This window comes from Streptomyces sp. NBC_00203 (assembly GCF_045206325.1).
GTDB classification, from domain to species: Bacteria; Actinomycetota; Actinomycetes; order Streptomycetales; family Streptomycetaceae; genus Streptomyces; species Streptomyces lutosisoli.
In genome coordinates, this window is the sequence record NZ_CP108126.1 from 10,510,261 (window position 1) to 10,533,916 (window position 23,656).

At 71.4% G+C, this 23,656-nt stretch carries 20 protein-coding genes and 1 pseudogene; 20 read left to right on the forward strand and 1 reads right to left on the reverse strand.

Annotated features, from left to right (window positions below):
* Positions 1-87: 87 nt before the first annotated feature.
* The 3 genes and pseudogenes from OG975_RS46700 to OG975_RS46710 form a co-directional block, all read left to right on the forward strand.
* Positions 88-654 carry a dihydrofolate reductase family protein gene (locus OG975_RS46700; protein ID WP_403856740.1) on the forward strand — a complete coding sequence of 189 codons (567 nt, stop codon included), beginning with the start codon at positions 88-90 and terminating at the stop codon, positions 652-654.
* A 169-nt stretch (positions 655-823) separates the two neighbouring features.
* Complete coding sequence (locus OG975_RS46705) at positions 824-1,156, forward strand: ribosomal protein L7/L12 (RefSeq protein WP_406335876.1); 333 nt, start codon at positions 824-826, stop codon at positions 1,154-1,156.
* Between the two features lie 16 nt (positions 1,157-1,172).
* Positions 1,173-1,540 (forward strand): annotated as a pseudogene (locus tag OG975_RS46710) (transposase); the annotation flags it as partial.
* 107 nt (positions 1,541-1,647) lie between these two features.
* Here OG975_RS46710 and OG975_RS46715 read toward each other — a convergent pair.
* Positions 1,648-2,250, reverse strand: coding sequence for a DUF4328 domain-containing protein (locus tag OG975_RS46715; RefSeq protein WP_406335878.1), 603 nt, complete (start codon positions 2,248-2,250; stop codon positions 1,648-1,650).
* A 505-nt stretch (positions 2,251-2,755) separates the two neighbouring features.
* Here OG975_RS46715 and OG975_RS46720 point away from each other — a divergent pair.
* The 17 genes from OG975_RS46720 to OG975_RS46800 all read left to right on the forward strand — a co-directional run bounded on the left by OG975_RS46720 (position 2,756) and on the right by OG975_RS46800 (position 23,640).
* On the forward strand, positions 2,756-5,008 hold the full coding sequence (locus tag OG975_RS46720) for an AAA family ATPase (RefSeq protein WP_406335879.1): 2,253 nt from the start codon (positions 2,756-2,758) through the stop codon (positions 5,006-5,008).
* 45 nt (positions 5,009-5,053) lie between these two features.
* Positions 5,054-5,881 carry a Pvc16 family protein gene (locus OG975_RS46725; RefSeq protein WP_406335880.1) on the forward strand — a complete coding sequence of 276 codons (828 nt, stop codon included), beginning with the start codon at positions 5,054-5,056 and terminating at the stop codon, positions 5,879-5,881.
* 25 nt (positions 5,882-5,906) lie between these two features.
* Positions 5,907-7,055 (forward strand): phage tail sheath subtilisin-like domain-containing protein, encoded by a 1,149-nt coding sequence (locus OG975_RS46730; RefSeq protein ID WP_406335881.1) that lies wholly within the window; start codon positions 5,907-5,909, stop codon positions 7,053-7,055.
* 67 nt (positions 7,056-7,122) lie between these two features.
* Entirely contained in the window at positions 7,123-7,563 is a 441-nt protein-coding gene (locus tag OG975_RS46735) for a phage tail protein (RefSeq protein WP_406335882.1), read from the forward strand.
* Complete coding sequence (locus OG975_RS46740) at positions 7,560-7,928, forward strand: hypothetical protein (protein WP_406335884.1); 369 nt, start codon at positions 7,560-7,562, stop codon at positions 7,926-7,928. The genes OG975_RS46735 and OG975_RS46740 overlap by 4 nt, the downstream gene beginning before the upstream one ends.
* A gap of 11 nt (positions 7,929-7,939) precedes the next feature.
* Positions 7,940-8,077, forward strand: a complete 138-nt coding sequence (locus tag OG975_RS46745) for a DUF6760 family protein (protein WP_406335885.1) — start codon at positions 7,940-7,942, stop codon at positions 8,075-8,077.
* 57 nt (positions 8,078-8,134) lie between these two features.
* Positions 8,135-9,235: a DUF4157 domain-containing protein gene (locus tag OG975_RS46750; RefSeq protein WP_406335887.1), complete on the forward strand. Its 1,101-nt coding sequence runs from the start codon at positions 8,135-8,137 to the stop codon at positions 9,233-9,235.
* 1 nt (position 9,236) lies between these two features.
* The gene (locus tag OG975_RS46755) at positions 9,237-9,980 is read left to right on the forward strand and encodes a LysM peptidoglycan-binding domain-containing protein (protein ID WP_406335888.1); all 744 of its coding nucleotides are present in this window, start codon (positions 9,237-9,239) and stop codon (positions 9,978-9,980) included.
* On the forward strand, positions 9,977-11,662 hold the full coding sequence (locus OG975_RS46760) for a phage baseplate assembly protein V (protein ID WP_406335890.1): 1,686 nt from the start codon (positions 9,977-9,979) through the stop codon (positions 11,660-11,662). Before OG975_RS46755 ends, OG975_RS46760 begins: the two co-directional genes overlap by 4 nt.
* A gap of 35 nt (positions 11,663-11,697) precedes the next feature.
* Positions 11,698-12,087, forward strand: a complete 390-nt coding sequence (locus tag OG975_RS46765; protein ID WP_406335891.1) for a GPW/gp25 family protein — start codon at positions 11,698-11,700, stop codon at positions 12,085-12,087.
* Complete coding sequence (locus OG975_RS46770) at positions 12,084-14,306, forward strand: putative baseplate assembly protein (RefSeq protein WP_406335893.1); 2,223 nt, start codon at positions 12,084-12,086, stop codon at positions 14,304-14,306. The genes OG975_RS46765 and OG975_RS46770 overlap by 4 nt, the downstream gene beginning before the upstream one ends.
* 10 nt (positions 14,307-14,316) lie before the next feature.
* The gene (locus OG975_RS46775; protein WP_406335894.1) at positions 14,317-15,969 is read left to right on the forward strand and encodes a hypothetical protein; all 1,653 of its coding nucleotides are present in this window, start codon (positions 14,317-14,319) and stop codon (positions 15,967-15,969) included.
* Positions 15,970-16,008: 39 nt separating this feature from the next.
* The gene (locus tag OG975_RS46780) at positions 16,009-18,360 is read left to right on the forward strand and encodes a hypothetical protein (RefSeq protein WP_406335896.1); all 2,352 of its coding nucleotides are present in this window, start codon (positions 16,009-16,011) and stop codon (positions 18,358-18,360) included.
* A 90-nt stretch (positions 18,361-18,450) separates the two neighbouring features.
* Positions 18,451-18,720, forward strand: a complete 270-nt coding sequence (locus OG975_RS46785) for a hypothetical protein (RefSeq protein WP_406335898.1) — start codon at positions 18,451-18,453, stop codon at positions 18,718-18,720.
* Entirely contained in the window at positions 18,720-19,130 is a 411-nt protein-coding gene (locus OG975_RS46790; protein ID WP_406335899.1) for a hypothetical protein, read from the forward strand. The genes OG975_RS46785 and OG975_RS46790 overlap by 1 nt, the downstream gene beginning before the upstream one ends.
* A gap of 36 nt (positions 19,131-19,166) precedes the next feature.
* Positions 19,167-21,530 (forward strand): hypothetical protein, encoded by a 2,364-nt coding sequence (locus OG975_RS46795; protein ID WP_406335900.1) that lies wholly within the window; start codon positions 19,167-19,169, stop codon positions 21,528-21,530.
* Entirely contained in the window at positions 21,523-23,640 is a 2,118-nt protein-coding gene (locus OG975_RS46800; protein WP_406335901.1) for a DUF4157 domain-containing protein, read from the forward strand. The genes OG975_RS46795 and OG975_RS46800 overlap by 8 nt, the downstream gene beginning before the upstream one ends.
* The last annotated feature ends 16 nt before the right edge of the window (positions 23,641-23,656 follow it).

A 23,656-nucleotide genomic window follows, 5' to 3' on the forward strand; every position in this document is an offset into this window, starting at 1 on the left:
CTACCGGCGAGCCCAGATCGCGCACCGATGAGTTTCCCGCGCCGCGCTGGTCTATACGCCGGACACCCACGAACGGAAGGCTGAGCCATGCGGAAACTGATCTACGGCATGAACCTGACCCTGGACGGCTACATCGCCGCGGCCGGCGACGACATCGGCTGGAGCGGACCGCCGAGCGACGAGCTGTTCCAGTGGTGGCTCGACCACGAGCAGGCGAGTGGCCTGTCGCTGTATGGGCGCAAGCTGTGGGAGACGATGAGCTCCTACTGGCCGACCGGCGACCAGCAGCCCAACGCCACCCCGGCGGAGATCGAGTTCGCGCGGAACTGGCGGGACACGCCGAAGGTGGTGTTCTCCTCGACGATCGACAAGGTCGACTGGAACACCCGCCTGGTCACCGGCGACGCGATCGCCGAGATCACCCGGCTCAAGGCCGAGGATGGCGGCCCAATGAACATCGGCGGCGCAACGCTCGCCGGGGCGGCCATGCGCGCCGGGCTGATCGACGAGTACGCGATCGCCGCCCATCCGGTCCTGGTGGGCAGCGGCACGCCGTTCTTCACCGCGCTGGACAGCTGGGTGAACCTGAACCTGGTGGAGACGCGGACGTTTCCCGGCGGCGTGGTCCTGACCAGGTACGAGACGAGGCGCTGAGCAGCAGCACCCACGCGCTAGTCTCACGGTGATGTCGTGTACGACATCGGTACGACACGGCCCGTGAGATTACGACATCAGCCGCGAGACCCTACAGCATGCTGCCCTTAACAACGGGTTAGGTCTGCCATGTTGTCCACCAGACGGTATGGCTGCGTCCGATGGGGGGATGGTGGAGGAGCCTGAGTTCGACGTGCTGCTGTCCTCTAGCGGCGATCGAGGGATCGACCTGGTCCAAGCGGTTCGGTCAGTAACTGGGCTGAGCGCATGGCGAAGCAAGCAGCTGCTTGAAGCCGCTCCGGCGACGGTTGTGGACCGGACATGGTTCGAGGCTGCGACGGAAGCGGTGAGGCGCCTCAACGCAGTTGGCGCTCGGGCTGACTTGCTTTGCAGGTGGTGTGAGCGGGTGATGTCTCTTGAGGACTGCCCGGTGGACGCCGGACCGTGTTCGTCGCCCTTCTTGTCCCCGGATGGATGCCCTGCAAGCCGACCGAGAGCTTGATTCCTGCCCTTCCGGGACACGGAACCTGGTCGACCTGGAGCTCGCGCCGGAACACCGCCGGGGCCACGGGGCCCTCTACGACGGCCTCAACCAGGGGCGGATGGATATCGCCCGGCTACGTCGGGCCCTGGCCGGGATGCCGTTGCCGAGGGCGGCGGACGGTCGGATCGTGCTGGCCGCGGATGTCTCACCATGGCTGCGGCCGGACGCCAACACCTGTGCTGTCCGGTCCTTTTGCCACACGTTCGGCCGGGGTGAGGGCATGCTCCCGATGGTCCGGGCTGGCCGTACTCGATCGGGGCTGCGCTGGAGACCGGCCGGACGTCGTGGACGGCGGTGCTGGACGCGGTCCGTCTGGAGCCTGGCGCGGATGTCGCCGCGGTGAGGCTGCACCTGGGGACCGTCTCCGCCGGCAGCACGGCCCCGGCCTTGGGAGACCACCCCGCGACTGCAGCCCTCGACGCGGACACGCGGGTAGTAAGAGAACTGCCTCACGCCTGGGCGAGAGGTGCGACGGGCACGATGGCGCCCAGCGCGGAGCTCTGCAACGCCGTGATGCGCTCGATGACGAGCCCCAGCAGCACGGCCGCCGCGATCATGAGCACCTCCGCTGTCGCGAGGAAGGCCATCGACCCCGGGGCCACCCGGTTCCCCACCACAAGTACCAGCGCGTGCGTGGTCCAGGCGGCCCACCAGAGATTCACCAGTGTCGTGTCCCGCTTCTCCTCCCATGACGCGGAGCTCGCGCGTCCGATGTCGAGGACGGACTGGCGCGGGACAACGAAGTTGACCACCGGTATGAACCACGCGCCGATCGTCCAGCCCCGACTCGGGACCGAGGCCCCGGGGGACAGCTCCTGGGCGTTGCGCCGGGACTGGGCGAGCCACACGAGGAACAGCACGATCGCAAGAGTCATCAGATAGACGAAGATCATGAAGATGAAGCCCGACTTGTGCAGGGACGCATCCGTGCGATGCAGGTAGTGATCCCGGACTGCCGACGCGCGGAACACGTCCACCACGGCGGCCGCCGCTATCGCCGCCTGCGCGGAGCGGGCACGGATCCATGGAGCTTTGCGGGCGGTACTCGTCATCGTCGTCGGCCTGTCTCGGAGGCGTGTGCGGCCGCAGCGGACGCTGGGGCGGAGTGATCATAGGGTCTGATCGCCGCACACGTGTACGACTTTCGGGTCCTCAGTCGCGGGATGCAGGTCCCCGACGGCAGGTGGCCGTCAGCTCACGGGTCTGCGAGCCGGCAGGTCTCGACGGCGTACACCTGGATGCACTTCGGCAGGCCACCGAGGGGGACTCGGTGATCGGTCTCGGCTTCCTCAACGCGCACCCGCATGCCATCGGTCCCTGTGCTCTGGTGGGACTGACCCAGGACTTCATAGCGGGTCGCGACCCAGCACCTTTACGCGAACGTCCACACCACTCGACCCGGAACGGTTCAGCCTCCATCAGACCCGGAGTGCTTCAAGGTGTGGACGAAAAATCATCACATGCCGCCAACGCAGCCCTTGACGCTTTTCACCCGGCTTTCCTAGGATTCGTCTGCCCTGAGGGGGTAAACGGCTGAGCGCGTGAGGGGAGCGGCTCATGCTGGACGCGACCCGCGTTGCCGCAGGAGAGGCGGTCGATGCCGATGCGGCACAGGACGACGCCGTGGCATCGGACGACGGCGCCGCGCGGGGACCGGTCGACGAACTCGCCGGACTGCTCGCGTTCCGCCGCCTCGACCTCCTGCTCGCAACCGGCGTGGCAGCCGCCCGGCAACGCTACGGACCCGACGCCGGGGCCGACTCCTTCCGAGGCCTGTACCTGAGTGAGGAACAGGTGCGCCGCAGCCTGCTTGTGCCTGCGGCCCTGCCGTTGGCGGCCATCGCGGGGCCGCCCGCGAACCCGCTGCCGAGATGGCCGGAGATCGAAGCGGACAACCCTCGCTGGAGCTGGTTACGCCGGCGGTACGACCTCGGTGACCGTGAGCTCGACGCCGTACTCCTGACTCTCGGACCCGACGTGGACCGCCGCTACGAGCAGCTCTACGGCTATCTGCAGGACGACGTCTCCGCGCGCCGCCCCACCGTGAACCTCGTCCTCGACCTGCTCACCACGTCTCCTGCGGACCGGTTGCGCACGCTCGGCCTGTTCGCCCCCGACGCCCCGTTGTTGCGGCACCGGCTGGTCGCGCTGCTCAACGATCCGCGGGCGCTCGAACCACCGTTGATCGCCCGTGTGCTCGCCGCCGACGAGCAGATCACCGCCGCCCTGCTCGGGGTGGACTGCCTGGACCGTAGGCTCGCCCCCTGCTGCGAGGTGATCAGGCCGGAACCGCCGCCGGGCCGCGCCGCAGGTCTCGACCCGGCGGACGGCGAGGCGGGTTCCGGCGCCCAGACGTCGGCCCTGGCGGCCGTCGTACGCGAGGCGTGGGGTCGCCGTCCACTGCGCCTTTGCTTCCACGGACCCGCCGGCACCGGCCGTAAGCCGACCGCGCGGGCGATCGCCGAACAACTGGGCCTGCCGCTGCTCGTGGTGGACGTCCCTGCACTGGCCCAGGACGCGGTCGCCGTCCCCGAGCGCCTGCAACTGGCCCTGAGGGAAGCCGAGTTGCGCGACGCGCTGGTGTATCTGGACGGTGCGGACGCCTTCCTTCCGGAGCCGGGCAGGGCAGGCTCCGGAAGTCTCGCGACGGTGCTCGCCGCGCACCAGGGGGTGATCTTCCTGGGGACGGCCGAAGCCTGGGCCCCGCCCGCCGATCACCCCCTCGGCGTGCTCAACATCGCCTTCACCCGGCCCGGAGCGGCGGAGCGGCTCACGATCTGGCGCCAGGCCTTGTCCGCCGCCGACGCGAAGGCGTCTGCCCTGGACGTGTCCGCGGTCGCCGACCGGTTCCGGCTGTCCCCGGGACAGATCCGTGACGCCGCGCTCACCGCCAGCGCAGCCGCCCGGCTACGCGGCGCGGGCCGGGACGGCGAACCACGGCTGAGCACCGAGGACTTGTTCGCCGCGGCCCGCCAGGAACGCGGCCAGGACCTGACCGCGTTCGCCCGCCGCGTCCGGCTGGTGCACCGATGGGACGACCTCGTGGTGCCCGACGAAGTGCAGCGCCAGCTGCACGAGCTCACCATGCGGGTGCAGCACCGCACCCGGGTGCTGGACGAGTGGGGCTTCGACCGGAAACTGTCCGGCGGCAAGGGAATCACCGCCCTGTTCGCCGGACCGCCCGGCACCGGAAAGACGATGGCCACCTCCGTGATCGCCGCCGAACTCGGCCTCGACCTGTTCGCGATCGACCTGTCCATGGTGGTCAGCAAGTACGTGGGGGAGACCGAGAAGAACCTCGCCCGGGTCTTCGAGGCCGCCACGGACACCGACGCCGTCCTCTTCTTCGACGAGGCCGACGCCCTGTTCGGCAAGCGTTCCGAGGTGCGCGACGCCCACGACCGCTACGCCAACATCGAGATCGCCTACCTGTTGCAGCGGATGGAGCAGTACGACGGTCTCGCCGTGCTCGCCACGAACCTGCGCCACCACCTCGACGAGGCGTTCACCCGGCGGCTGCACATCATGGTCGACTTCCCGTTCCCCGACGTCACGGAACGGCTGCGGATCTGGCGGACCTGCCTGCCCGCGCAGACGCCGCTGGAGCCCGACGTCGACCTCGCCGAACTGGCCCGGTTCCGGCTCGCGGGCGCCAACATCAAGAACGTCGTACTCGGTGCGGCCTTCCTGGCCGCCGCCGAAGGCGTGCCGGTCGGCCGACAGCACCTTGTCGACGCCTCCCGCCGCGAGCACCACAAGATGGGCAAGGTACTCACCGACCTCGAACCGCAGCCCCCGCCCGACCCCTGATCCGATCCGCAGGGGCCTGTTCGGTGACCGAGGGGGGAGTGCGCGGTGTTCGACGATCTCGATGCCAGCCTGGCCGCTGTACTGGCCGACACGGGCGCGCCCACCGAGGTGCGCAACGCCGACGTCAGCTTCGCCGTGCCGGACAAGGACTTCACCCCCGGCCAGGTCACCTTGAACCTTTTCCTGCACGAGGTGCAGGAGAACCGCGCGCTGCGCGACGACACACCGCAACGCCAGCCCCTCGCCGGCGGCGGCTGGGTCAGCCGACGCGCGCCCCTGCGGGTGGACTGCACCTACCTGATCACCGCCTGGTCACCCGTGACCGGCGGGCTCAAGGCGGCGGAGGAACACCGCCTGCTCGGCCGCACCCTGCTGTGGCTGGCCCGTTTCCCGGTCGTCCCGGACAGTTTCCTGCGGGGCACACTCAAGATCCCGCCGCAGCCGTTCCCGCCGGCCACCAGCGTCGCCCAGACCCGGGAAGGTCAGTCGATGGGCGAGTTCTGGACCGCGCTCGGCATCGCGCCGAGGCCCGCGTTCTCGCTCACCGCGACCATCGCCCTGCAACCGTTCACCGAGACCGAGACCCTCCCCGGCCTCAAGGCCGTGCAACTGCGCGGCGGACTGCTCGGCGACCCGCTGCTGCGGGGGCGGGTGTTCGACCCCACGTTGGCGGCCGTGCCGGGGGCGAGCGTCCGCCTGGTCGAGGCGGCCCGCACCGTCACCAGCGGTCCCACAGGCGGCTTCAGCTTTGCCGACGTCCCGTTCGGCACCTACACGTTGACCGTCCGGTCCGCCGGGCATCCCGACGCCACCACGACCGTGGACTACGGACAGGACGCACAAGTACACGACGTCATGCTGACCGGGCCCTGACCCGGCATCGCCGAGGAGAGAGAGCATGGTCGACTACGAGACCAAGGCACCAGGCGTCTACATCGAGGAGCAACCGGCGACCGGGCCGATCACCGGAGCGGGGACGGGCACGGCGGCACTGATCGGCACCCCGGTGACGTCGGTCCCCAACACGGCCCTGGGCATCCCGGTGCCGATCACCAACTGGACCGACTACGTCACCCGGTTCGGCACCTTCAAGACCAATTCGCCACTGCCCTACGCGGTGCGCGGCTTCTTCGACAACGGCGGCGCGAGTGCCTACGTCGTACCGGTCAAGGACACCAAGGACGCCACCGGCATGACCGCGGCCCTCGACCGGCTGACCCGGGTGCGGGAGGTGAACCTGGTCTGCGCTCCCGGCCTGGTCGACGCCACGGTGCAGAGCAGCCTGCTCACTCACTGCGAGGCCATGGGAAACCGGTTCGCGATCCTCGACGGCGCCACCGACACCACCCCGCTCAAGTCCGACGGGGCGTTGCAGACCCAGCGGGGCGGCCTGCTGTCCAAGGGCGGCTGGGGCGGGTTGTACTGGCCGTGGATCCTCGTCGACGACCCCGCGTCCACCCCGCCGGGCACCACGTTCGTGCCGCCGTCCGGGCACGTCGCCGGGATCATGGCCCGGGTCGACGGCGCCGTCGGTGTGCACGGGGCCCCCGCGAACGAGGTGGTCCGCGGCGCCCGCGACCTGTCCTACACGCTCAACGACACCGAGCAGGGGGCGCTCAACCACGCCGGCGTCAACGCGATCCGGCTGTTCCCGGGACGGCCTCCCATCCTGTGGGGCGCCCGGACCCTCACCGACGGCACGGCCTGGCGCTATGTGAACGTGCGCCGCCTGGTGGCCTACGTCGAGGACTCGCTGCTGCAGGGGCTGGGCTGGGCGGTGTTCAGCCCCAACACGACCAGCCTGTGGAAGACCCTGGACCGGACCATCTCCGAGTTCCTCACCCGAATCTGGCAGGCGGGCGCACTGTTCGGCCGTACCGCGAAGGACGCCTTCTACGTCCGCATCGACGAGGAGCTCAACCCCGCGGCGGTGCGCAACGCCGGGCAGGTGATCGTGGAGATCGGGCTGTCCCCGGTGCGGCCCGCCGAGTTCGTCGTCGTCCGGCTCGGACTGTGGGACGGCGGATCACAGGCGACGGAGAGCTGAGACAGGTCAGGACAAGCCCCGGACCCCGTGACGGCCTGCGGACGCCCGACAGATTGAGGAGAGGACGATGGCACAGACAGGACAGCTGGTCGACCCGTTCCGGAATTTCAACTTCCTCGTCGAGATCGACGGGATCACCCAGGCCGGCTTCAGCGAGTGCAGCGGCCTGTCGTCCACCACCGAGGTGATCGAATACCGCGAGGGCGGCGACAACACCACGGTCCACAAGCTGCCTGGCAAGACCAGCTACGGCGACATCACCCTCAAGTGGGGAACCACCGACAACCTGGACCTGTGGAACTGGCGGCAGCAGGTCATCGACGGCCAGGTCGTGCGCAAGACCGGCGCCCTCATCCTGTTCGACCTGGCCGGGAGCACGGAGGTCGCCCGCTGGAACTTCGTCCGGGCCTGGCCGACCAAGTGCGAGCTGCCCTCGTTCAGCGCCAAGGGGAACGACCTCGCGATCGAGACCCTGGTACTGGCTCACGAAGGGCTGGCCCGGGCGTGAACGCCTTCGTCGCCGAGGTCGAGTTCGAGCTGCCCAAGGGGTATGTCGACTCCACCGGCACACTCCACCGCACGGGCGTCATGCGGCTGGCGACAGCTGCGGACGAGATCTACCCGCTCAAGGACCCGCGGGTGCGCAACTGGCCCGCCTACCTGATCGTGCTGCTGCTCGCCCGGGTCGTGGTCAAACTCGGCAGCCTGACCGACGTGCACGCCGGGGTGATCGAAGGCCTGTTCTCCGAGGACCTGGCGTACCTGCAGGACCTCTACAACCGGATCAACGGCCTGACACCGTCCCTGCTGGCGGTCACCTGCCCGGACTGCGGCGCCGAGCAGACCGTGGAGGTGCCGCCGCTGGGGGGATAGCCGGCTACCCCGTGGACCGGGTTCACCACGAGGTGGCCTTCCTGGGACGGCACGTCGCCTGGACCCTCGAAGAACTGCTCAGCCTTGATCACGCGGCACGCCTGCGCTGGGTCGGGGAGATCTCCGCCCAGCTCACCGCCGAGGCGTGAGCCACCCCGACCGCGACCCCGGCCGCGACGCCGACGAGACCGCAGGAGAGGACAGTTGTGGACGACCCGGCCACCGACGAACAGCGCCCACCGCCCGACGAGGAACGGCCCACCCTGGGCCGACTGCTCGACGCCCAGGCGCGACGGCGCACGCAAGCCCTGCAGCCCCGCCTGGCGTGGGCCCGGCCCCTGGCGACCTTGATGCGCAAAGTGGAACTGCTGGGCGACGGCGTCGGCGATCGGTTCGACCGCTTCGAAGGACGTCCCTCGGCCGACCCGACGGCGAGTGGCCCCGCCGTCGCGGCCCTCGTGCGGCCCCGCGACGCCACGGCCCGACAAACCGGTGCGGGCGCGGCGGAAACCGCCGGGCATCGACCCCGCCGCGACAGAACCGCCACGATGCCCCAGGAGCCCCTTGCGCACCAAGGGCTTCCGGCCGAGGTCTGGCCGGGCGACGACTCACGCGAGCCGGGCCGGGACGGCGTGACGGGCGACGGCCGGGGCGAGGGGGACGTGCCCTCCGAGGCGCGCGACCTGCCGCCCTCGACGCGGTACCGGCTGCGCCAGGAGGTCGGCGCGGCGGCGGACGCCATGCGGGTGCACGACGGCCCGCACGCCGACGCGCTGGCCCGCGCCGCCGGCGCCGACGCGGTGACCGTCGGCCGGGAGGTGCACCTGCGCCAGGGCCGCTACGCCCCGCACCGAGAGGACGGGCAGGCCCTGCTCGCCCACGAGGCCACTCACGTCGCCGCCGTGCTGGAGCCAGGACACGCATGGCGCAAGGCTGTTGGCGACGACGCCGAGGAACGGCTGGCCCGGGACCGGGAGACCCGGATGCTCGGTGGCACCCGGGCCCCACGGACCTCGGCCCCGCTCGCGCCGCCACTCCTCGCACCGTCCGGTCCGGCCGCGATCGCGGGCGCACCCGGGCACGCCGTCGCGCCGACCGGCGCGGGAAGCGCAGTGCCACCCCCCGCACCGTCCTGGGCGCCACCCGCGGCCACCACCACCGCGCCGCCGGGATCACCACGCGCCGCGGACGCCGACCGGGACCTCACGGCGGGCCCGGCCGCACCACCGGACCTGGAAGCCCTGCGGCGCGGCGTCGTGGCCGACGTGATGCGACAGATCAAGACCGAGTTCGAGCGGGGAGGGTGAGATGGCCGACTTCGGTGTCGTCCGGAGGGTGGCGGTGCCGCGCGTACCCACGCACGAGCAGGCCAAGGCGACCATCGTGAACACGTTCACCCGTGAGTCGTTCAGCGTCATGTACAACCCCGAGGAGTTCAAACTCGAGCAGGGCAACACCTTCGCCGAGGTGGGCATCCCGGGGCTGGGCACCCCACCGGTGCAGTACGTCCGCGGCAAGGCGCGCACCCTGTCGATGGAGCTGTTCTTCGACACCTACGAGGCAGGCACCGACGTCCGCCAGAGCACCTCGCCCGTGGTTGCCCTGCTCGACAAGGACCCGCGTGAACAGGCCCCACCCGTGCTGCTGTTCTCGCTCGGCCGGCTGCAGTTCCAGTGCGTGCTGGTCGAGGCCGGCCAACGGTTCACGATGTTCCTGCGGGACGGCACACCCGTACGAAGCACGCTGTCGGTGCGCTTCCAGGAGTACGTGAGCCTGGAGGTCGACGTCCACCAGGGCCTGTTCTTCGGGTCCCCGACGGTGTCCGCGGCCGTCAACGCCGTCGGCGCGGTGATCGGCGTCGGCACCACCTTGCACATCACCACGGCGAGCGACACCCTCTCCGGCATCGCCGGCGCCTACCTCGGCGACCCCGGACTGTGGCGGGAGATCGCCCGCGCCAACCGGATCGACGACCCGCTGAACCTGTCGCCCGGCCGGACGCTGGTCATCCCGCCCCGCACCGCCGCCGGCGGGAGGGGGGACGCCCGATGACCGAGTCCTTCTACGCGCCCCGGTTCGAGATCCTCATGTCCGGGGTCACCCTTGCCGCCGACCTCACCGAGCAGGTGGTCAGCCTCACCGTGGAGACCGACCTCGACCTGGCCGGCACCTTCGCACTGGTCCTGCGCAACGGCGACAACAGACTGCTCGACTCCGCGCTGCTGGACATCGGCAAGAGCGTGGAGATCCATCTCGGCTACGGGCACGACCTGCACCCGGCGTTCCTCGGCGAGGTCGCCTCCGTCGAACCCAGCTTCCCGCAGGACGGCCCCCCGACGATCCGGGTCACCGGGTACGACAAGTCGTTCAAGCTGCGCCGCAACCAACCCAAGCCGACCACCTACAGCTTCACCACGCCGAGCGTCATCGCGGCCAAGATCGCCGTGCAGAACGGGCTGATCCCGGTGATCGACCCGACCCCGGACCTGCCGGAGGCCCTGACCCAGACCGACAGCGACTTCGTCCTCCTCAAGTCGCTGGCCGCCCCGCACGCCTTCGACGTCTTCGTGGAATGGGACCGGCTGCACTTCCAGTTCCCCCGGCCCCAGTTCAGCGCGCAGGTCCTGGAGTGGGGGCGGAACCTGTCCAGCTTCAGCGCCCGTATCTCCGCCGCCGGGCTGGCCGGGCTGCAGGTGGTGCGCGGCTACAACCAGGAGCTCGCCCAGAGCATCTACGCCGCCGCCCTGGCGATGGACATCAGCGCCGACAACCTCGTGGAGCGGCTCGGCAGCAGCGCGATGGACCTGCTCACCTCGCTGGTCCGGGAAGGGTTCCGCGAGCACAAGGTGACCAACCCGCTGAACGCGCTGGAGGTCGCGAAGTCCGTGCTGATCGACCTGCTGGAGGGGATGTACGAGGGCCAGGGGTCGTGTGTCGGGCTGCCCGAGCTGGTCGCCGGCAGGTACGTCGAGATCCGCGGCGTGGGAAAGCGCTTCTCCGGAACCTATCGCGCGCGCAAGGTGACCCACCGAATCGACTCCGGCGGGTTCCACACCGACTTCTCGATCAGCCAGCGCGGACAGACCAGCCTGCTCGGACTGCTCCGCAAACACGCCGTACAGGTGCCGGCACCGGACCGTGCCGGGAAGTTCTACGGCGTCAAGGTCGGCGTCGTCGACAGCAACAACGAGTTGGCCGGCGCGGCCGTACCGCTGGGCCGGGTGAAGGTGAAGTTCCCCGACCTCTCGGACTCCGTCGAGAGCACCTGGGCCCCGTGCGCCCAGCCGGCGGCCGGCGACGGCAGCGGCTTCTACTGGCTCCCCGAGGAGGGCGACCAGGTGCTCGTGGCGTTCCGGGACGGCGACTTCTCCCAGCCGTACGTGATCGGCAGCCTGTGGAACGTCCAGAAGAAGCCACCGGCGGCCAACCTCGACGGGCGCAACACCAAGCGCGTGATCAAGACGCCCGCCGGGCACGCGATCACCTTCGACGACTCACCGGAGAGCCGGTCGGTGACGATCGAGGACACCCGGGGCGGCAGCGTCGTCCTGGACTCGTTGACCGGCAAGGTCACCGTGCACGCCGCCGGGGACCTGGAGATCACCGCGACCGGCGCGGTCCTGATGTCGGCCAAGACGAACATCACCCTGTCGGCCAAGGGCGAGATCCACCTCGAAGCCGCGGCGGGCGCCACGAAGGTTGCCATGACGGCGACTTCGGTGGACGTCACATGAGCGGGCCGGGCAGTGCGCGAGGGAGGGGGGCGACGGTGAACGAAGCGGCGTACGGGCGCGGACTGACCCATCCGTTCCGGCTGGGCGTGACCGGGCTCAGCGAGTCCGAAGGTGTGCGCAAGGTCGAGGAGTCGATCCGGATCATCCTCGGCACCCAGCACGGTCAGCGCGTCATGCGGCCCACCTTCGGATGCAACCTGGGCTCCCTGGCGTTCGCCCCGAACAACGCCACGACGGCGAACCTGGCCCGGTACTACGTCGCCGACGGGCTGGCCCGCTGGGAGCCGCGGATCGAGGTGCTCGACGTCGCCGTCGACAGCGCCAACACCACCGCGCAGCTGATCATCACGATCACCTACCGGCTGCGGGCCACCCAGGACGTGCACAACCTCGTCTACCCCTTCTACCTGGAGCCTGCGCCATGACGTTCGACGCGCGGCGGGGCCGGATCCTCCCGCCCAACCTCGACGACCGGACCTGGCAGGACCTGGTCGACCAGATGCGGGCGCTCATCCCCAAATACGCCCCCACGTGGACCGACCACAATCCCAGCGACCCCGGGATCACACTGATCGAGCTGTTCGCGTGGCTGACCGAGGGCGTCGTCTACCGGCTCAACCAGGTCCCGGACAAGAACTACATCGCGTTCCTCAACCTGCTCGGGATCACCCGCGATCCGCCCACCCCCGCGCACACCTACCTCACCTTCACCACCGGCGTCGGGGCTCTGGACGTGCCGGCCGGTGCCCAGGCCTCCACCGTGGCCGGCGAGGGCCGCAACCCGATCGTGTTCGAGACCGACGAGCCGGTGCGCGTACTGCCGGTCCGGCTCGACACCGCCCTGCTGATCGGACCGTTCGCGGGCGGCGCGGGGACGGCCACCTATCGCGACATCACCACCGCGCTGGTCGGCCCGCCCGCCACGAAGACCACGCTGCAACTGCCCGCCGGGCAGACCGTCCAGCTCTGCCTCGGCTTCGACGCGGCCGCCGCCGAGGCCGTCCGGCTCGGTGTCCGTCTGTACCTGCCGCTGCCGCCCGGGGTGAACGTCAGCTGGGTCTACTCCACCGGCAGCACGGAGCCGATCACGTGGTCGTCCCCGGCGGCGGGGCAGCTGTCCGACGGCACGCTCTACCGACCCCCCGACGGCAGCCCCGGGCGCCCGCTCGGCCAGGACGGCACCGTCGTGCTCACCCCACCGGCGGACTGGGCCGCGCAACGTCCGGCACCCGCCCAGGGCGGCCCCGCCGCACCCACCTGGTCCGCCGTCAAGCCCGCCACCGCCGGGGACGCCCACACCGACCCGCGGTTCTGGCTGGGCCTCAGGCTGGTCAACCCGGGCACCGTCCCCTCCGCCGTCGGGATCGACCGTCTGCTGTTCAACGCCGCCCACGCCTCGACCGCGCTGACCCTGCCGGTGCCCGAAACCCTCGGCACCAGCGACGGCACACCGCTGCAGACCTTCCCACTGCACAACCGCCCGCTGTACCGGCGTGCGGACCTGCGCGCCCGCTACGGCGACCTGATGGTCGAGGTCGGCACCGGCACCCCGCCGGTCTGGAAGGCCTGGACGCCGGTCGACGACCTGCCCGCCGGTCCCGGGAACGTCTACCGCTCGGACCCCGTCGTCGGCGAGATCCTCTTCGGCAACCACGACCCGCAGAGCCAGCGGGGCAACGGATCGATCCCACCGGCAGGCGCCCTGATCCGGGCCGTCTACCGATACGTCGCGAGCGGCGCCTCGGGCAATGTGGCCGCCGAGCAGGTCATCCAGCTCGGCACCGCGCGCGGGGGAGGGCCGCTGACCGGCCTGACCGGTGTCACCAACCTCGGGCCCGCCGCCGACGGCGCCGACGAGGAGCCGATCGAGGACACCCTGCAACGGGCGCCCCGGGAGCTCAAGACCCGCGACCGGGCAGTCACCAGCGAGGACTACGAGGTGCTCGCCGGGGAGCCGAACAAGAGCGTCGAAGTGGTCGCCTGCCTGCCGCCACGCTCCCAGCCCCAGGACAACCCGCCCACGTGGAGGGCCGGGGACCCGTGGACCTTCGCCGGGATCGTCCGGGCGCCCGGCATGGTCAACGTCGTCGTCGTGCCCGACCAGGGCGACGCCGTCCCACGGCCGGAACCGACCCCCGAGCTGCTGGACCAGGTGCGCAGCTACCTCGACCAGCGGCGCGACGTCGGCGTCCAGCTGCAGGTGGTCGGACCCCGCTATCTGCCTGTCATGGTGCAGGCCGAGGTGGTGATCTGGCAGCAGGCCGCCGCCGCGGGCGCGACCGTCGACGACGTCCGCGCCGACACCCTGGCCAAGATCGCCGCGTTCCTGCACCCGACCAGGGGCGGGCCGAACGGTAGCGGCTGGCAGGTCGGACAGAACGTCTACACCTCCGACCTGTTCCGGGCGATCATGCCCGCCGCCGACCTCGGCTACATCTCCACCCTGCAGGTCAGGCCGGACACCCCCGCCTACCACTACCCGCCGCTCAACCCCACAGGCACGGACGCCAACTACAACCCGAACCTGGAGCGGCCGTTCGCCCTGTCCGGCTTCGGCGCCTCGGTGCGCCTGGCCGACTACGAACTGGTCTGCGCCGCCGTGGCCGCCAAACAGGTGGTCAACCCGAAGATCTCGGACACGTGAGGGAGGCGACGTGGAACAGAGCTCCTACCTGCGCTATCTGCCGCCGGTCCTGTGGCGGGACGCCGCACCCGACCAGGGCCCGTTGGCCGGCGTCCGGCTCGGGGAGTGGCTGCGGATCGTCGAGAAGGTGCTCACCGGGATCGACGACGGCGTCACCGTGCCGCACGGCGACCACACCCACCCGGCGGTCACCGACGTCATCGCCGACACCCATCGCCTGCTCGACCCGTGGAAGACACGGGAGGAGATGCTGCCGTGGCTGGCGTCCTGGGTGGCCCTGGAGCTGCCGACGCTGCGCGGGCAGCCGCTGTGGGACGAGTACCAGCGGCGCCGGGTGACCGCCGCGATCGCCGCCACCTACCGGCGCCGCGGGCTCAAGGCCGGCCTGCTGGCGAACCTCGGGCTGCACACCCTGGGACCGACCCGGCCCCGGGTCGCCATCGACGACGGCAGCCGGGTGCTGGTCTGCACGCCCAGGCCGGACGCGGCCGCCCCGGTCAGTGTGATGGTCGGCCAGGGCCCGGTCCTGCGCGGGCAGTCCGTCCTCATCGAGGGGCTGATCCGCCCCTGGTGCATCGCCCGCAGCAGCAGCGGGGAGTTCTTCGTCGGCGACTCCGGGCTGCCCTCGGCGGTGGCCCTGCCGTTGCGCAGCCGGGTATGGCAGTTGACCCCGTCCGGGGCCTACCACTTCGCCGGTGCCCCGCCGAAGCCGCGGCCGGTCACGCCCGACACCCAGTTCAACCCGGTGATCGCCGTCGCCGTCCGGCCCGCCGCCGGCGCCCGGCCGGAGACGCTGTACGTGCTCGACCGGCGGGGCACCCTGCTCGGCGTCCCCGCGCCGTTCGACGCCGCCACCGCCACCGCGGTCACCTCGCTGGCCCTGGGGGCGAACCAGTTCAGCCCGATCGCCATGACGGTGGACATCAACGGCGACCTCCTCGTGCTCGATCGCGGAGACGGCCCGGGCACGCCCAACCCGCCGAAGATCGTCACAGTCGCCCCGAATCCGCTCAACGTCACCCGACGCAACCTCAACACCGTGCTGGAACCGCTGTCGCTGCTGGTCCGCCCCGACGGCTCCCTGGTGATCGGCGACGGGCGCGAGCAGGAGAACCCGGGCCCGGGACAGCTCACCGGGAACCTCGTGGTGGTCGACCGTGGCAACCCCGCCGCGTGGGCGGAGTCCTTGCTGCTGCCGGTGGACAACCCGCTCGTCGCGCCGACCGGCGTCGCCCAGTCCCGTGACGGCACGCTCCACGTCCTCGACGTCGGGCTGAAACCGTTCCGGCTGTTCGGCGACCCGTTCGTCCGCGACGTCTGCGAGCCCGCCGCCGTCTACCGGGTCGACCCGCGCGCCACCCCGCCGGACGCGGTCCGGGTCAGCGAGGCCGGCCACATGGTGTTCCCCACCGGAATGGTCGCCGACGGCGACCGCCTGGTCATCTGCGACCCCGGCCAGCCGGAGTCCCCGGGGATCACACCCATCTGGCCGCGCCTTCGCCCCTTCCGGTTCGACGTCGTCGTCCACTTCCTCGACAGCGGGCTGCCCGACGACCAGTCCGCACGCGAGCGGACGGAGAACCAGGTCATCGCCACCATCCGCAGCGTCGTCGAGGACAACCGGCCGGCCCACACCGAGTGGGGCCGGATCACCGCGGTCTAGGTCACTGACCCGGCCGATGAGGCCGAGGGGGGAGCGGGTATGTCGGTGCGGCGCACCTACTACGGAAACCTGGCGGCCGGGAACGTCGTCGCCGGCAACACCCAGCACGGCGAGAGCCTCACCGACATCGAGGGATACACCCTGCCGATGGAACAGGCTCGGCTGAGCGCGCTGCTCGATCCCGGCGTCGGCGAGGGCCTGCAGGTCAACGCGGTCCTTGGGCAGCCCGGGCTGACCGTCGCTACCGGGGTGGCTGTCGACGGGAGGGGCCGTACCGCCGTCCTCGCCGTCGATGGTGCCGCCGTCGTCGACCAGTCCCTGCCCGGCGACCAGCTGCGCAACGTACCGACCGTGGCCGTCACCGCGAACGGTGCACAGCTGCCTACGGACGGGATCAGCGGCGTGCAGGTCCTGTCGATCGTCCCGCGCGAGGTACTGGTCACCGGCAGCCTCGGGCAGGACCCGGTGCTCGTGCACGCCCCCTGGCTGCACCTGGAACCGGCCGCGGCATGGACCGACAACGGCCAGAGCGTGCCGCTGGCCACCGTCACTCTCGACCAGGCCGGCGCGGTGACCGCCCTCGCCGCCGACCGCCGACTGATCGCCACGCCGGCCGGCGGGTTCGTCACCGGCTTCCCGACCGCGACCGCAGGGCAGTCACCGGTGATCGGGCAGGCCACCGGCGGCCGACTGCGCGCGCTCGCGGACGGCGGGCTCGAACTGGCTCGGATGGCCCCGGGTGGCACGCTCACCCCAGCGCTGACCATCGAGGGGGCCACCGGTCACCTCGGAGTCGGCACCGCCACCCCTACAGCCATGGTCGAGATCGACAACGGCAGCGCCCCCACCCTCGGTCTGCGCCTGGCGACCAGCGGCACTGGATGGGGGGCGGGGCTGCAACTGGCCAACCGCTCCGGCCCGGCCGGCCGCACCTACGGCACGTGGGTCGGCGCCGACGGCCGGTGGCGCTTCACCGACGTCGACCTCTCCGTCGACCGACTCGTCGTAGAACCCGGCGGCCACGTGGGGATCGGCCTGCCGGCGGCGGCCACCGCGGCCTGCAGCCTGCACGTCGAGGGATCCGAGGTGCACAGCGGCGGGTCGGGTGCCGGGTTCTCGTTCATGGACCGGCACGTGAGCGGCTTCGTCGCCACCCCGGCCGGCGGGCAGCGCTGGGTCTGGTACGCCCAGGACGGAACGGCCCGGCTGTGGTCCGGCCACGATCAGCTCACCGTCGGGGCCCAGGGGGAGGGTGGCGGGCTGGACGTGCCACGCCGGATGCGGGTCCGGCAGGGCTCAGACGCCTCGGCCGGGATCTGGTTGCAGCAGAAGGGTTCCGGCGATGCCGGCTTCCTCGGGATGTCCGACGACAGCCATGTCGGTATGTGGGGGATGCACGCCGGCTGGGCGCTGGTGATGGATGTCGGGAGCGGGCGGATCTCCACCAAGGGACCGCTCGACGTCGGCGCCGGTACCCGAGCCGACCTGCACGTCACCGGGGACGCGGTGGTCGGGGCCGGGGGCAACGGTGCGCTGACCGTGCGGCACGTGAACGGCAAGGCGGCGGGCAACGACAGCGACGACGACCTGTACCTCAACGGGGCCACCGGTCGCGGAGTCCACGTGGGCGGGCAGACCCTGGCGCCACTGACCGTGCACGGCAACGCTGTCGTCGAAGGCGACCTGCGTGCCTCCGGCGGGATCACCCTGCCGCCGTCCGGGGTGATCCAGAGCGAGGGGCGGCTGCACATCTCCGGAGGGGAACTCCTCTACCTGCTCAACCACGACGGAGTGGTGATCGGCACGGAGTGGGGCGGCAACGGCAACCTCACCGTGGAGGGCAGGCAGTTGAGGATCGGCGACCCGCCTCCACTGCCGTCCTGGTCCGGGGGCGGACTGATGACCCTCGACGTCTTCGCCAGCGGGGCGCTGTACGTCGGCGGCGACTTCAACAACCCCAAGTGCGTCTTCTACGCCAACGGCACCAAGCACTTCGTCATCGACCACCCGCTGGACCCCGAGAACACATCGCTGCATCACGTGTGCATCGAGGGCCCGGAGGCGGCCGTGTTCTACCGGGGTTCGGCGCGGCTGGTGGACGGACGTGCCGAGGTCGAACTGCCGGCGTACTTCGAGGGGCTGGCCCGGGCCGACGGCCGCACGGTCATGCTCACCGCGGTCTGTGACGACGACGAGCCGGTCGGCGTACTGGCCGCCTCACCCGTGCGCGACGGGCGGTTCACCGTCCGGGCCGCGGACGGGCGCAATCCCGCCCAGCGGTTCTGCTGGGAGGTCAAGGCGGTGCGGGCCGACGTCGAGCCGCTCGCCGTGGAGACGCTCAAAGCCGGTCGCGAGGCGATCGCCGGGGCTGACAGAGCCGGACAGGCGTAAGGCGATGGACGACGTGAACGACAGCGGGCGGCGCGCGGCGGAAAGCGACGCACGCGGTGGCGACCCGACACAAGGGGAGAGGGGAACGGGATGAGCGAGCAGATGCAGAACCGGCTGACCGAGCTACGGGGCGAGTACGAACTGGGACAGCGCCGCCTCCAGGAGCTGGTGGGGCAGGAGGTCGCTCTGCGGGAGACCCTGCTGCGGATCAGCGGTGCGATCCAGGTGCTGGAGGAGTTGACGGGCACACCGGCGGACGGCGCCGCCCCGGCGCCGGGGGCCTCGGAAGCGGGCCTGCCCCGGGTGGACGGGACGCCGGCCGAGCCGCCCGCGCCGGGCACCGTGCTCACCATCGGCTGATGCCCGGGCAATCGGCCCCGGTGGTAGTGGCCGGGGGGAAGCTGCTGTGCGGGCACGCGGGCCAGATCGCCGTCGTGACGGTGAGCACCCGGCTGACCGTGGGCGCCAAGGGCGTACTACTGCTGGGGCAGGAAAAGGACCTCGCGTTCCTGCCTCCGACACCGCCGCCACCACCGCCGTTGACACCGTGCACGCACGTCACGATGGACAACCCGCCGAAACCGGCGCCTTGTATCACCAAGGCGGCCACCACCGGGACCCTCGCCACCAAACTGACGGTCGGTGGGATCGCGGTCCTGCTGAAGACCACGACGGGTACGACGACGACGGTCGTCCCCAACCCCGTGCTACCGAAGGACAGCACCTGGTCGGTGTCCGACCCGGGCCAGACCAGGCTCCTCGCCATGTGACCACTGCCCCCGCCGGATGAGACGAAAGGCGACGCCGTGAGCGCCACCCCGATGATCCGCACGCAGTACTGGAACCTCGCCACGAACACCCTGCGCGGCGGAACGACCGGCCACGGGGAGAGCGTGACCGACATCGAGAGCGGCCTGCTGCCGCTGGCACACGCCACCGAGTCGAGCCTGCACTCCTGGGGCGTGGCCGACGGGCTCACCGTCTCCGCGACCGCGAACAGTCCCGGCGTCACCGTTGCCCCCGGGACGGGGCTGGACGTTCTGGGCCGGCTGATCGTGCTCGCCTCCGGGGGAGTGGCCGTCGTCGACCCGTCCGTAGATCCCGGTCAGATGGTCAACGTGCCTACCGCGCCGGTCACCGACGCCGGCGTCGTCCTTCCCACCGACACCCTCGCGACGGGCGCTCTGCTGCTGACCATCGCGTTCCGAGAGGTGCAGGACCAGGGGCAGCTGGCCAACGCGCCGGTGCTGCTGCACGCCCCCTGGCTGCGGCTGCAGGCCCCCGGGGACGTGCCGGACGACGGCCGCCAACTGGTGCTGGCCCAGGTGACGCTGGGCGCCGGCGGCGTCGTCACCGGCCTCGACCCGACCCGGCGCCGACCGGTCGGCCTGCCCGCGGGCCGACTGGAGCTGCGCCGTCCGCTCGCCGTCACCGCCCCGCAGCTCAGCGTGTCCCATGTGGCCGCCGCGGCACTCGCCGTCGGCGCGAACGGTGGTGTCGCGCTGACCGGGACCACCGGCGGCCCGGACGTGCCGCTCCTCACCGTGGACGCCGCGCTGACCTCGCTCGCACTGCTGCCCGGCGGCGGGAAGGTCGCGGTGGGTGCCGCCACGCCACCGCGGACCAGCCTGCACGTGGAAGGGACGGGAGTGCATGCCGGTGGCCCGGGCGGCGGGTTTTCGTTCGCTGACCGGGGCACGGGCTCGTACGTCGACAACCCGGGCGCTGGTGAGCGGTGGTTGTGGTACGGCGCGGGGGGCCTGGCCCGGCTGTGGTCGGGCGGTGACCTGCTCACCGTGTCGGCTGTGGGCAAGCAGGTGACCCTGCCGGGGCCGGTGAAGCTCGGTATCGGGATCGGCGGGGCGGCGTCGCGGTCGCTGCACGTGGAGGGCACGGGGGTGCACACCGGTGGCCCGGGCGGCGGGTTCTCCTTCGCCGACCGGGGCACCGGCTCGTACGTCGACAACCCGGGCGCGGGTGAGCGGTGGCTGTGGTACGGCGCGGGAGGTCTGGCCCGGCTGTGGTCGGGCGGTGACCTGCTCACCGTGTCGGCTGTGGGCAAGCAGGTCACGCTGCCGGGGCCGGTGAAGCTGGGCATCGGGATCGGCGGGGCGGCGTCGCGGTCGCTGCACGTAGAAGGCTCGGAGGTGCACAGCGGCGGTCCGGGCGGCGGGTTCTCGTTCGCCGACCGCAACGTCGGGTCGCTCGTGGAAATGCCGGACCAGGGGCAGCGCTGGGTCTGGTACTCCCTCGCCGGCGCCGGGCGGCTGTGGTCGGGCAAGGACCTGTTCACGGTGACCCCGACCGCGGACGGCGGCAGCGAGTTCGGCCACCCCGACGGGTCGGCCACGCTGTCGCTGTGGGGGTCGCGAATCTCCGACGTGGGCAACGGCACCCTGGCGATCCAGTCCGGCGGCACTGTCGTCGCGTTCAACGGCGGCGACAGCGTCGGCATCGGCACCGACAGCCCCGGCGCACGGCTCGGTGTGGTCTCGGAGGGCACAGCGATCGTTGCGAACAACACCGAGGACGGGTTCTTCCGCGCCGGAGTGTTCGCCAACGGCGGCATGGGCGTGCTGGCCCAGGGACGGACCACGGGCGTCTGGGCGGCCGGCAAGAGCTTCGGCATCATCGGCAGCGGCACGACCGCCGGCCAGTTCTACGGTGACGTGAACATCACCGGCACCCTGAGCAAGGGCGGCGGTGGCTTCCGGATCGACCATCCGATCGACCCGGCGAACAAGTACCTGTCCCACTCCTTCGTCGAGTCACCCGAGATGCTCAACGTCTACCGAGGGACCATCACCACCGACGCCGACGGCAAGGCCACCGTCGAGCTCCCGGCCTACGTCCACGTGCTCAACGCCGACGTCAGCTACCACCTGACCGTCGTCGGCGACGTGGGCACCGCATCGGTCACCGAGCCCTTGCAGGACAACAGGTTCGGCCTGCGGACCGACCGTCCCGGCGCCGCCGTGTGCTGGCTGCTGTTCGGCGTGCGGCAGGACCGGTGGGCGCAGGCGCACCGCATCCAGGTGGAGGAGGACAAGTCGGACGAAGCCCGCGACCGCTATCTGCACCCCCATCTGTTCGAAGAGGGCGCGCGGCCGGCCTACGCCCACCCCGAGCACACGCGGCTGTTCGAGGCGTCGGAGTCGTCCGATGAGTGACAGGCAGCACGTGCCCGAGAGGGGCGCGCGGCCCGGCGCCCCGGCGGCCCGAGGACACCGTCCCACAGCGCGGGCCACGCACGAACCGGCCGTCCACGCCGGCCGCGATGTCCCGCTGCGCCGGGCCGACTTGGCGGCTTCGTCGCGCGGCAGCCCGCCCGGCGGACCGGGGCCCGCCGACATCGCGAGGCTGCACCCGGACGACCTGCTGACGCTGCAAGGGCTCGCGGGCAACGGCGCCGTGACCGGACACCTGGACGCCCGCAGAGGCGTCGAGGATTCCCGCCCGTCGCGACCTGTTGAGGCCGACCCGGGCACACCGCTGCCCGTGGACGTACGCGGGCGACTGGAGCACGCGTTCGGGCTCCCCCTGGGGCACGTCCGGCTGCACCGGGGACCGGACGCCGCGCGCAGCGCGCAGGCCCTGGACGCCCGGGCGTTCACGGTGGGGGAGCACATCGGATTCCCGCCGGGGCTGCCCCTGCACTCGGCGGACGGGCAACGCCTGCTCGCGCACGAGGTCGCCCACGTCGTCCAGCAGGGACCGCGGGCCGGGGACACCGGAACACCACGCCGGACCACACGCCGGGACGGCATCGAACGGTCTGCCGAGCACGCCGCCGACCGCGCCGTGAACGGGCGGCAGGTCGGGCCGCTCGTCGCCGCCCCCGGGCTCGTCGTCGCCCGCGACGGCGCCTTCAGCCCCCTGGAGTGGCTCGGCGACCAGGCCAAAGGCGCCAAGGAGGCCGGGTATCGCTGGCTGATCGACCACTTGCGCGCACTGCACCGGTCCGGCATCGCCCGACTCACGTCCTACGGCGCCCACCTCACAGGCGCCCAGCGCGTCCTGTGGGACGTCCTCGTCATGGACGTGGACGCGTCGCTGACGATCCTGGAAGGCCTCGTCTACGCCGTGGTCGGCATCGTCGCCGGCTTCGTCACCGGCATCCTGCAGATGCTCGTCGGTCTGCTGCGCATGCTAGTCGGCGTCGTCGAGGCAATCCTGCTGTTCCTCTACGGGTTCATCGACGGCGGCAAGGCGTTCGACGAGTGGGCATCCGGCGTCGCCCGGACGATCTCGTTGATCCCCAAGGGGCTGCGGATGCTCGTCGACGACTGGCTGGCCGAGTTCCGCACCGCGTCGCCGGAGAAGGCCGGCCTGATGATCGGCGAACTCACCGGGCAGATCCTGGCGTTCCTGGCGACACTCGGCATGGCAGCCGGCAAGGCGGGTGGCGTCGCCCAGTCCGCCAAGCTCGCGCCGAGGCTGGCCGCGCTTCTCGAGACCGCTCCCGACGCGCTCGCCACGACCACCGGGGTGACCGTTCCGGTCGCGGTCGAGACCGCCCCCGCGCAGGCGATCGCCACCGCCGTGGTCAAGCACGGCGCCGCCGCCACCGAGGCGGCCGGGGCGACGAGCCTGCAGATGGCCGCCCACGGCGGCGGACCGTCCGGACCCTCCCGCAGCGGCGGTGGATCCACGTCCGGCACCGGGGGCGGGCAGCGCCCGTCGTCGCCCACTCGGACCGGCCCCGCGAAGACGACCCCGGCGAAAACCACAGCCGCCCGGGCCGGTCAGGCCACGGAGGCCGAGCAGGCCGCCGCGCTCGCCGCCCAACAGAAGCTGGCCGAGCAGGAGTTCGAGGCATTCCTCGACTGGGTGCGCAGCGAGGGCTCCACCGAAGGGGTCTCGTCCGGTGAGCGGCTCGAGATGCAGTCCCACGGCGCGGCGTCGGAGATCCGGTCCCGCTACGGGCTGACCGGGGATCAGCAGTCGATGCACGGCCTGCCCCGCTCGACGGCCAGGGACCTGCCCGGCTACGACCCCAAGGCCTCGCTGACGACGCTGGGGGACAAACAAATCCACGGCGTTCTCGACGAGCCCTGGAAGCAGGCGTTCCAGAGGATGCGGCGGGCAGGCCGGACCGATGTCACCGCGCAGGAGGTGTACGACGAAGTGGCGAAGTCCATCGAGCAGTCCCCTGACCTGTCCGCGGGCAGGAAGACCAGTCTGAAACTGCGGCTCTGGGACGAGATGTTCAAGGAGTACAACCTGCCGCAGGACTACAAGATGCGACTTCCGTACCCCAACATCCCGGCGGCCCGCTGATGGCCCCCGGAGACCG

Excerpts from the sequence above, each read along its gene's own strand:
- OG975_RS46780 (WP_406335896.1), top strand. The coding sequence starts at position 16,009 with ATGTCGGTGCGGCGCACCTACTACGGAAACCTGGCGGCCGGGAACGTC.
- OG975_RS46715 (WP_406335878.1), bottom strand. The coding sequence starts at position 2,250 with ATGACGAGTACCGCCCGCAAAGCTCCATGGATCCGTGCCCGCTCCGCG.
- OG975_RS46720 (WP_406335879.1), top strand. The coding sequence starts at position 2,756 with ATGCTGGACGCGACCCGCGTTGCCGCAGGAGAGGCGGTCGATGCCGAT.
- OG975_RS46730 (WP_406335881.1), top strand. The coding sequence starts at position 5,907 with ATGGTCGACTACGAGACCAAGGCACCAGGCGTCTACATCGAGGAGCAA.
- OG975_RS46785 (WP_406335898.1), top strand. The coding sequence starts at position 18,451 with ATGAGCGAGCAGATGCAGAACCGGCTGACCGAGCTACGGGGCGAGTAC.
- OG975_RS46800 (WP_406335901.1), top strand. The coding sequence starts at position 21,523 with ATGAGTGACAGGCAGCACGTGCCCGAGAGGGGCGCGCGGCCCGGCGCC.
- OG975_RS46770 (WP_406335893.1), top strand. The coding sequence starts at position 12,084 with ATGACGTTCGACGCGCGGCGGGGCCGGATCCTCCCGCCCAACCTCGAC.
- OG975_RS46755 (WP_406335888.1), top strand. The coding sequence starts at position 9,237 with ATGGCCGACTTCGGTGTCGTCCGGAGGGTGGCGGTGCCGCGCGTACCC.
- OG975_RS46735 (WP_406335882.1), top strand. The coding sequence starts at position 7,123 with ATGGCACAGACAGGACAGCTGGTCGACCCGTTCCGGAATTTCAACTTC.
- OG975_RS46705 (WP_406335876.1), top strand. The coding sequence starts at position 824 with ATGGTGGAGGAGCCTGAGTTCGACGTGCTGCTGTCCTCTAGCGGCGAT.
- OG975_RS46790 (WP_406335899.1), top strand. The coding sequence starts at position 18,720 with ATGCCCGGGCAATCGGCCCCGGTGGTAGTGGCCGGGGGGAAGCTGCTG.
- OG975_RS46760 (WP_406335890.1), top strand. The coding sequence starts at position 9,977 with ATGACCGAGTCCTTCTACGCGCCCCGGTTCGAGATCCTCATGTCCGGG.
- OG975_RS46700 (WP_403856740.1), top strand. The coding sequence starts at position 88 with ATGCGGAAACTGATCTACGGCATGAACCTGACCCTGGACGGCTACATC.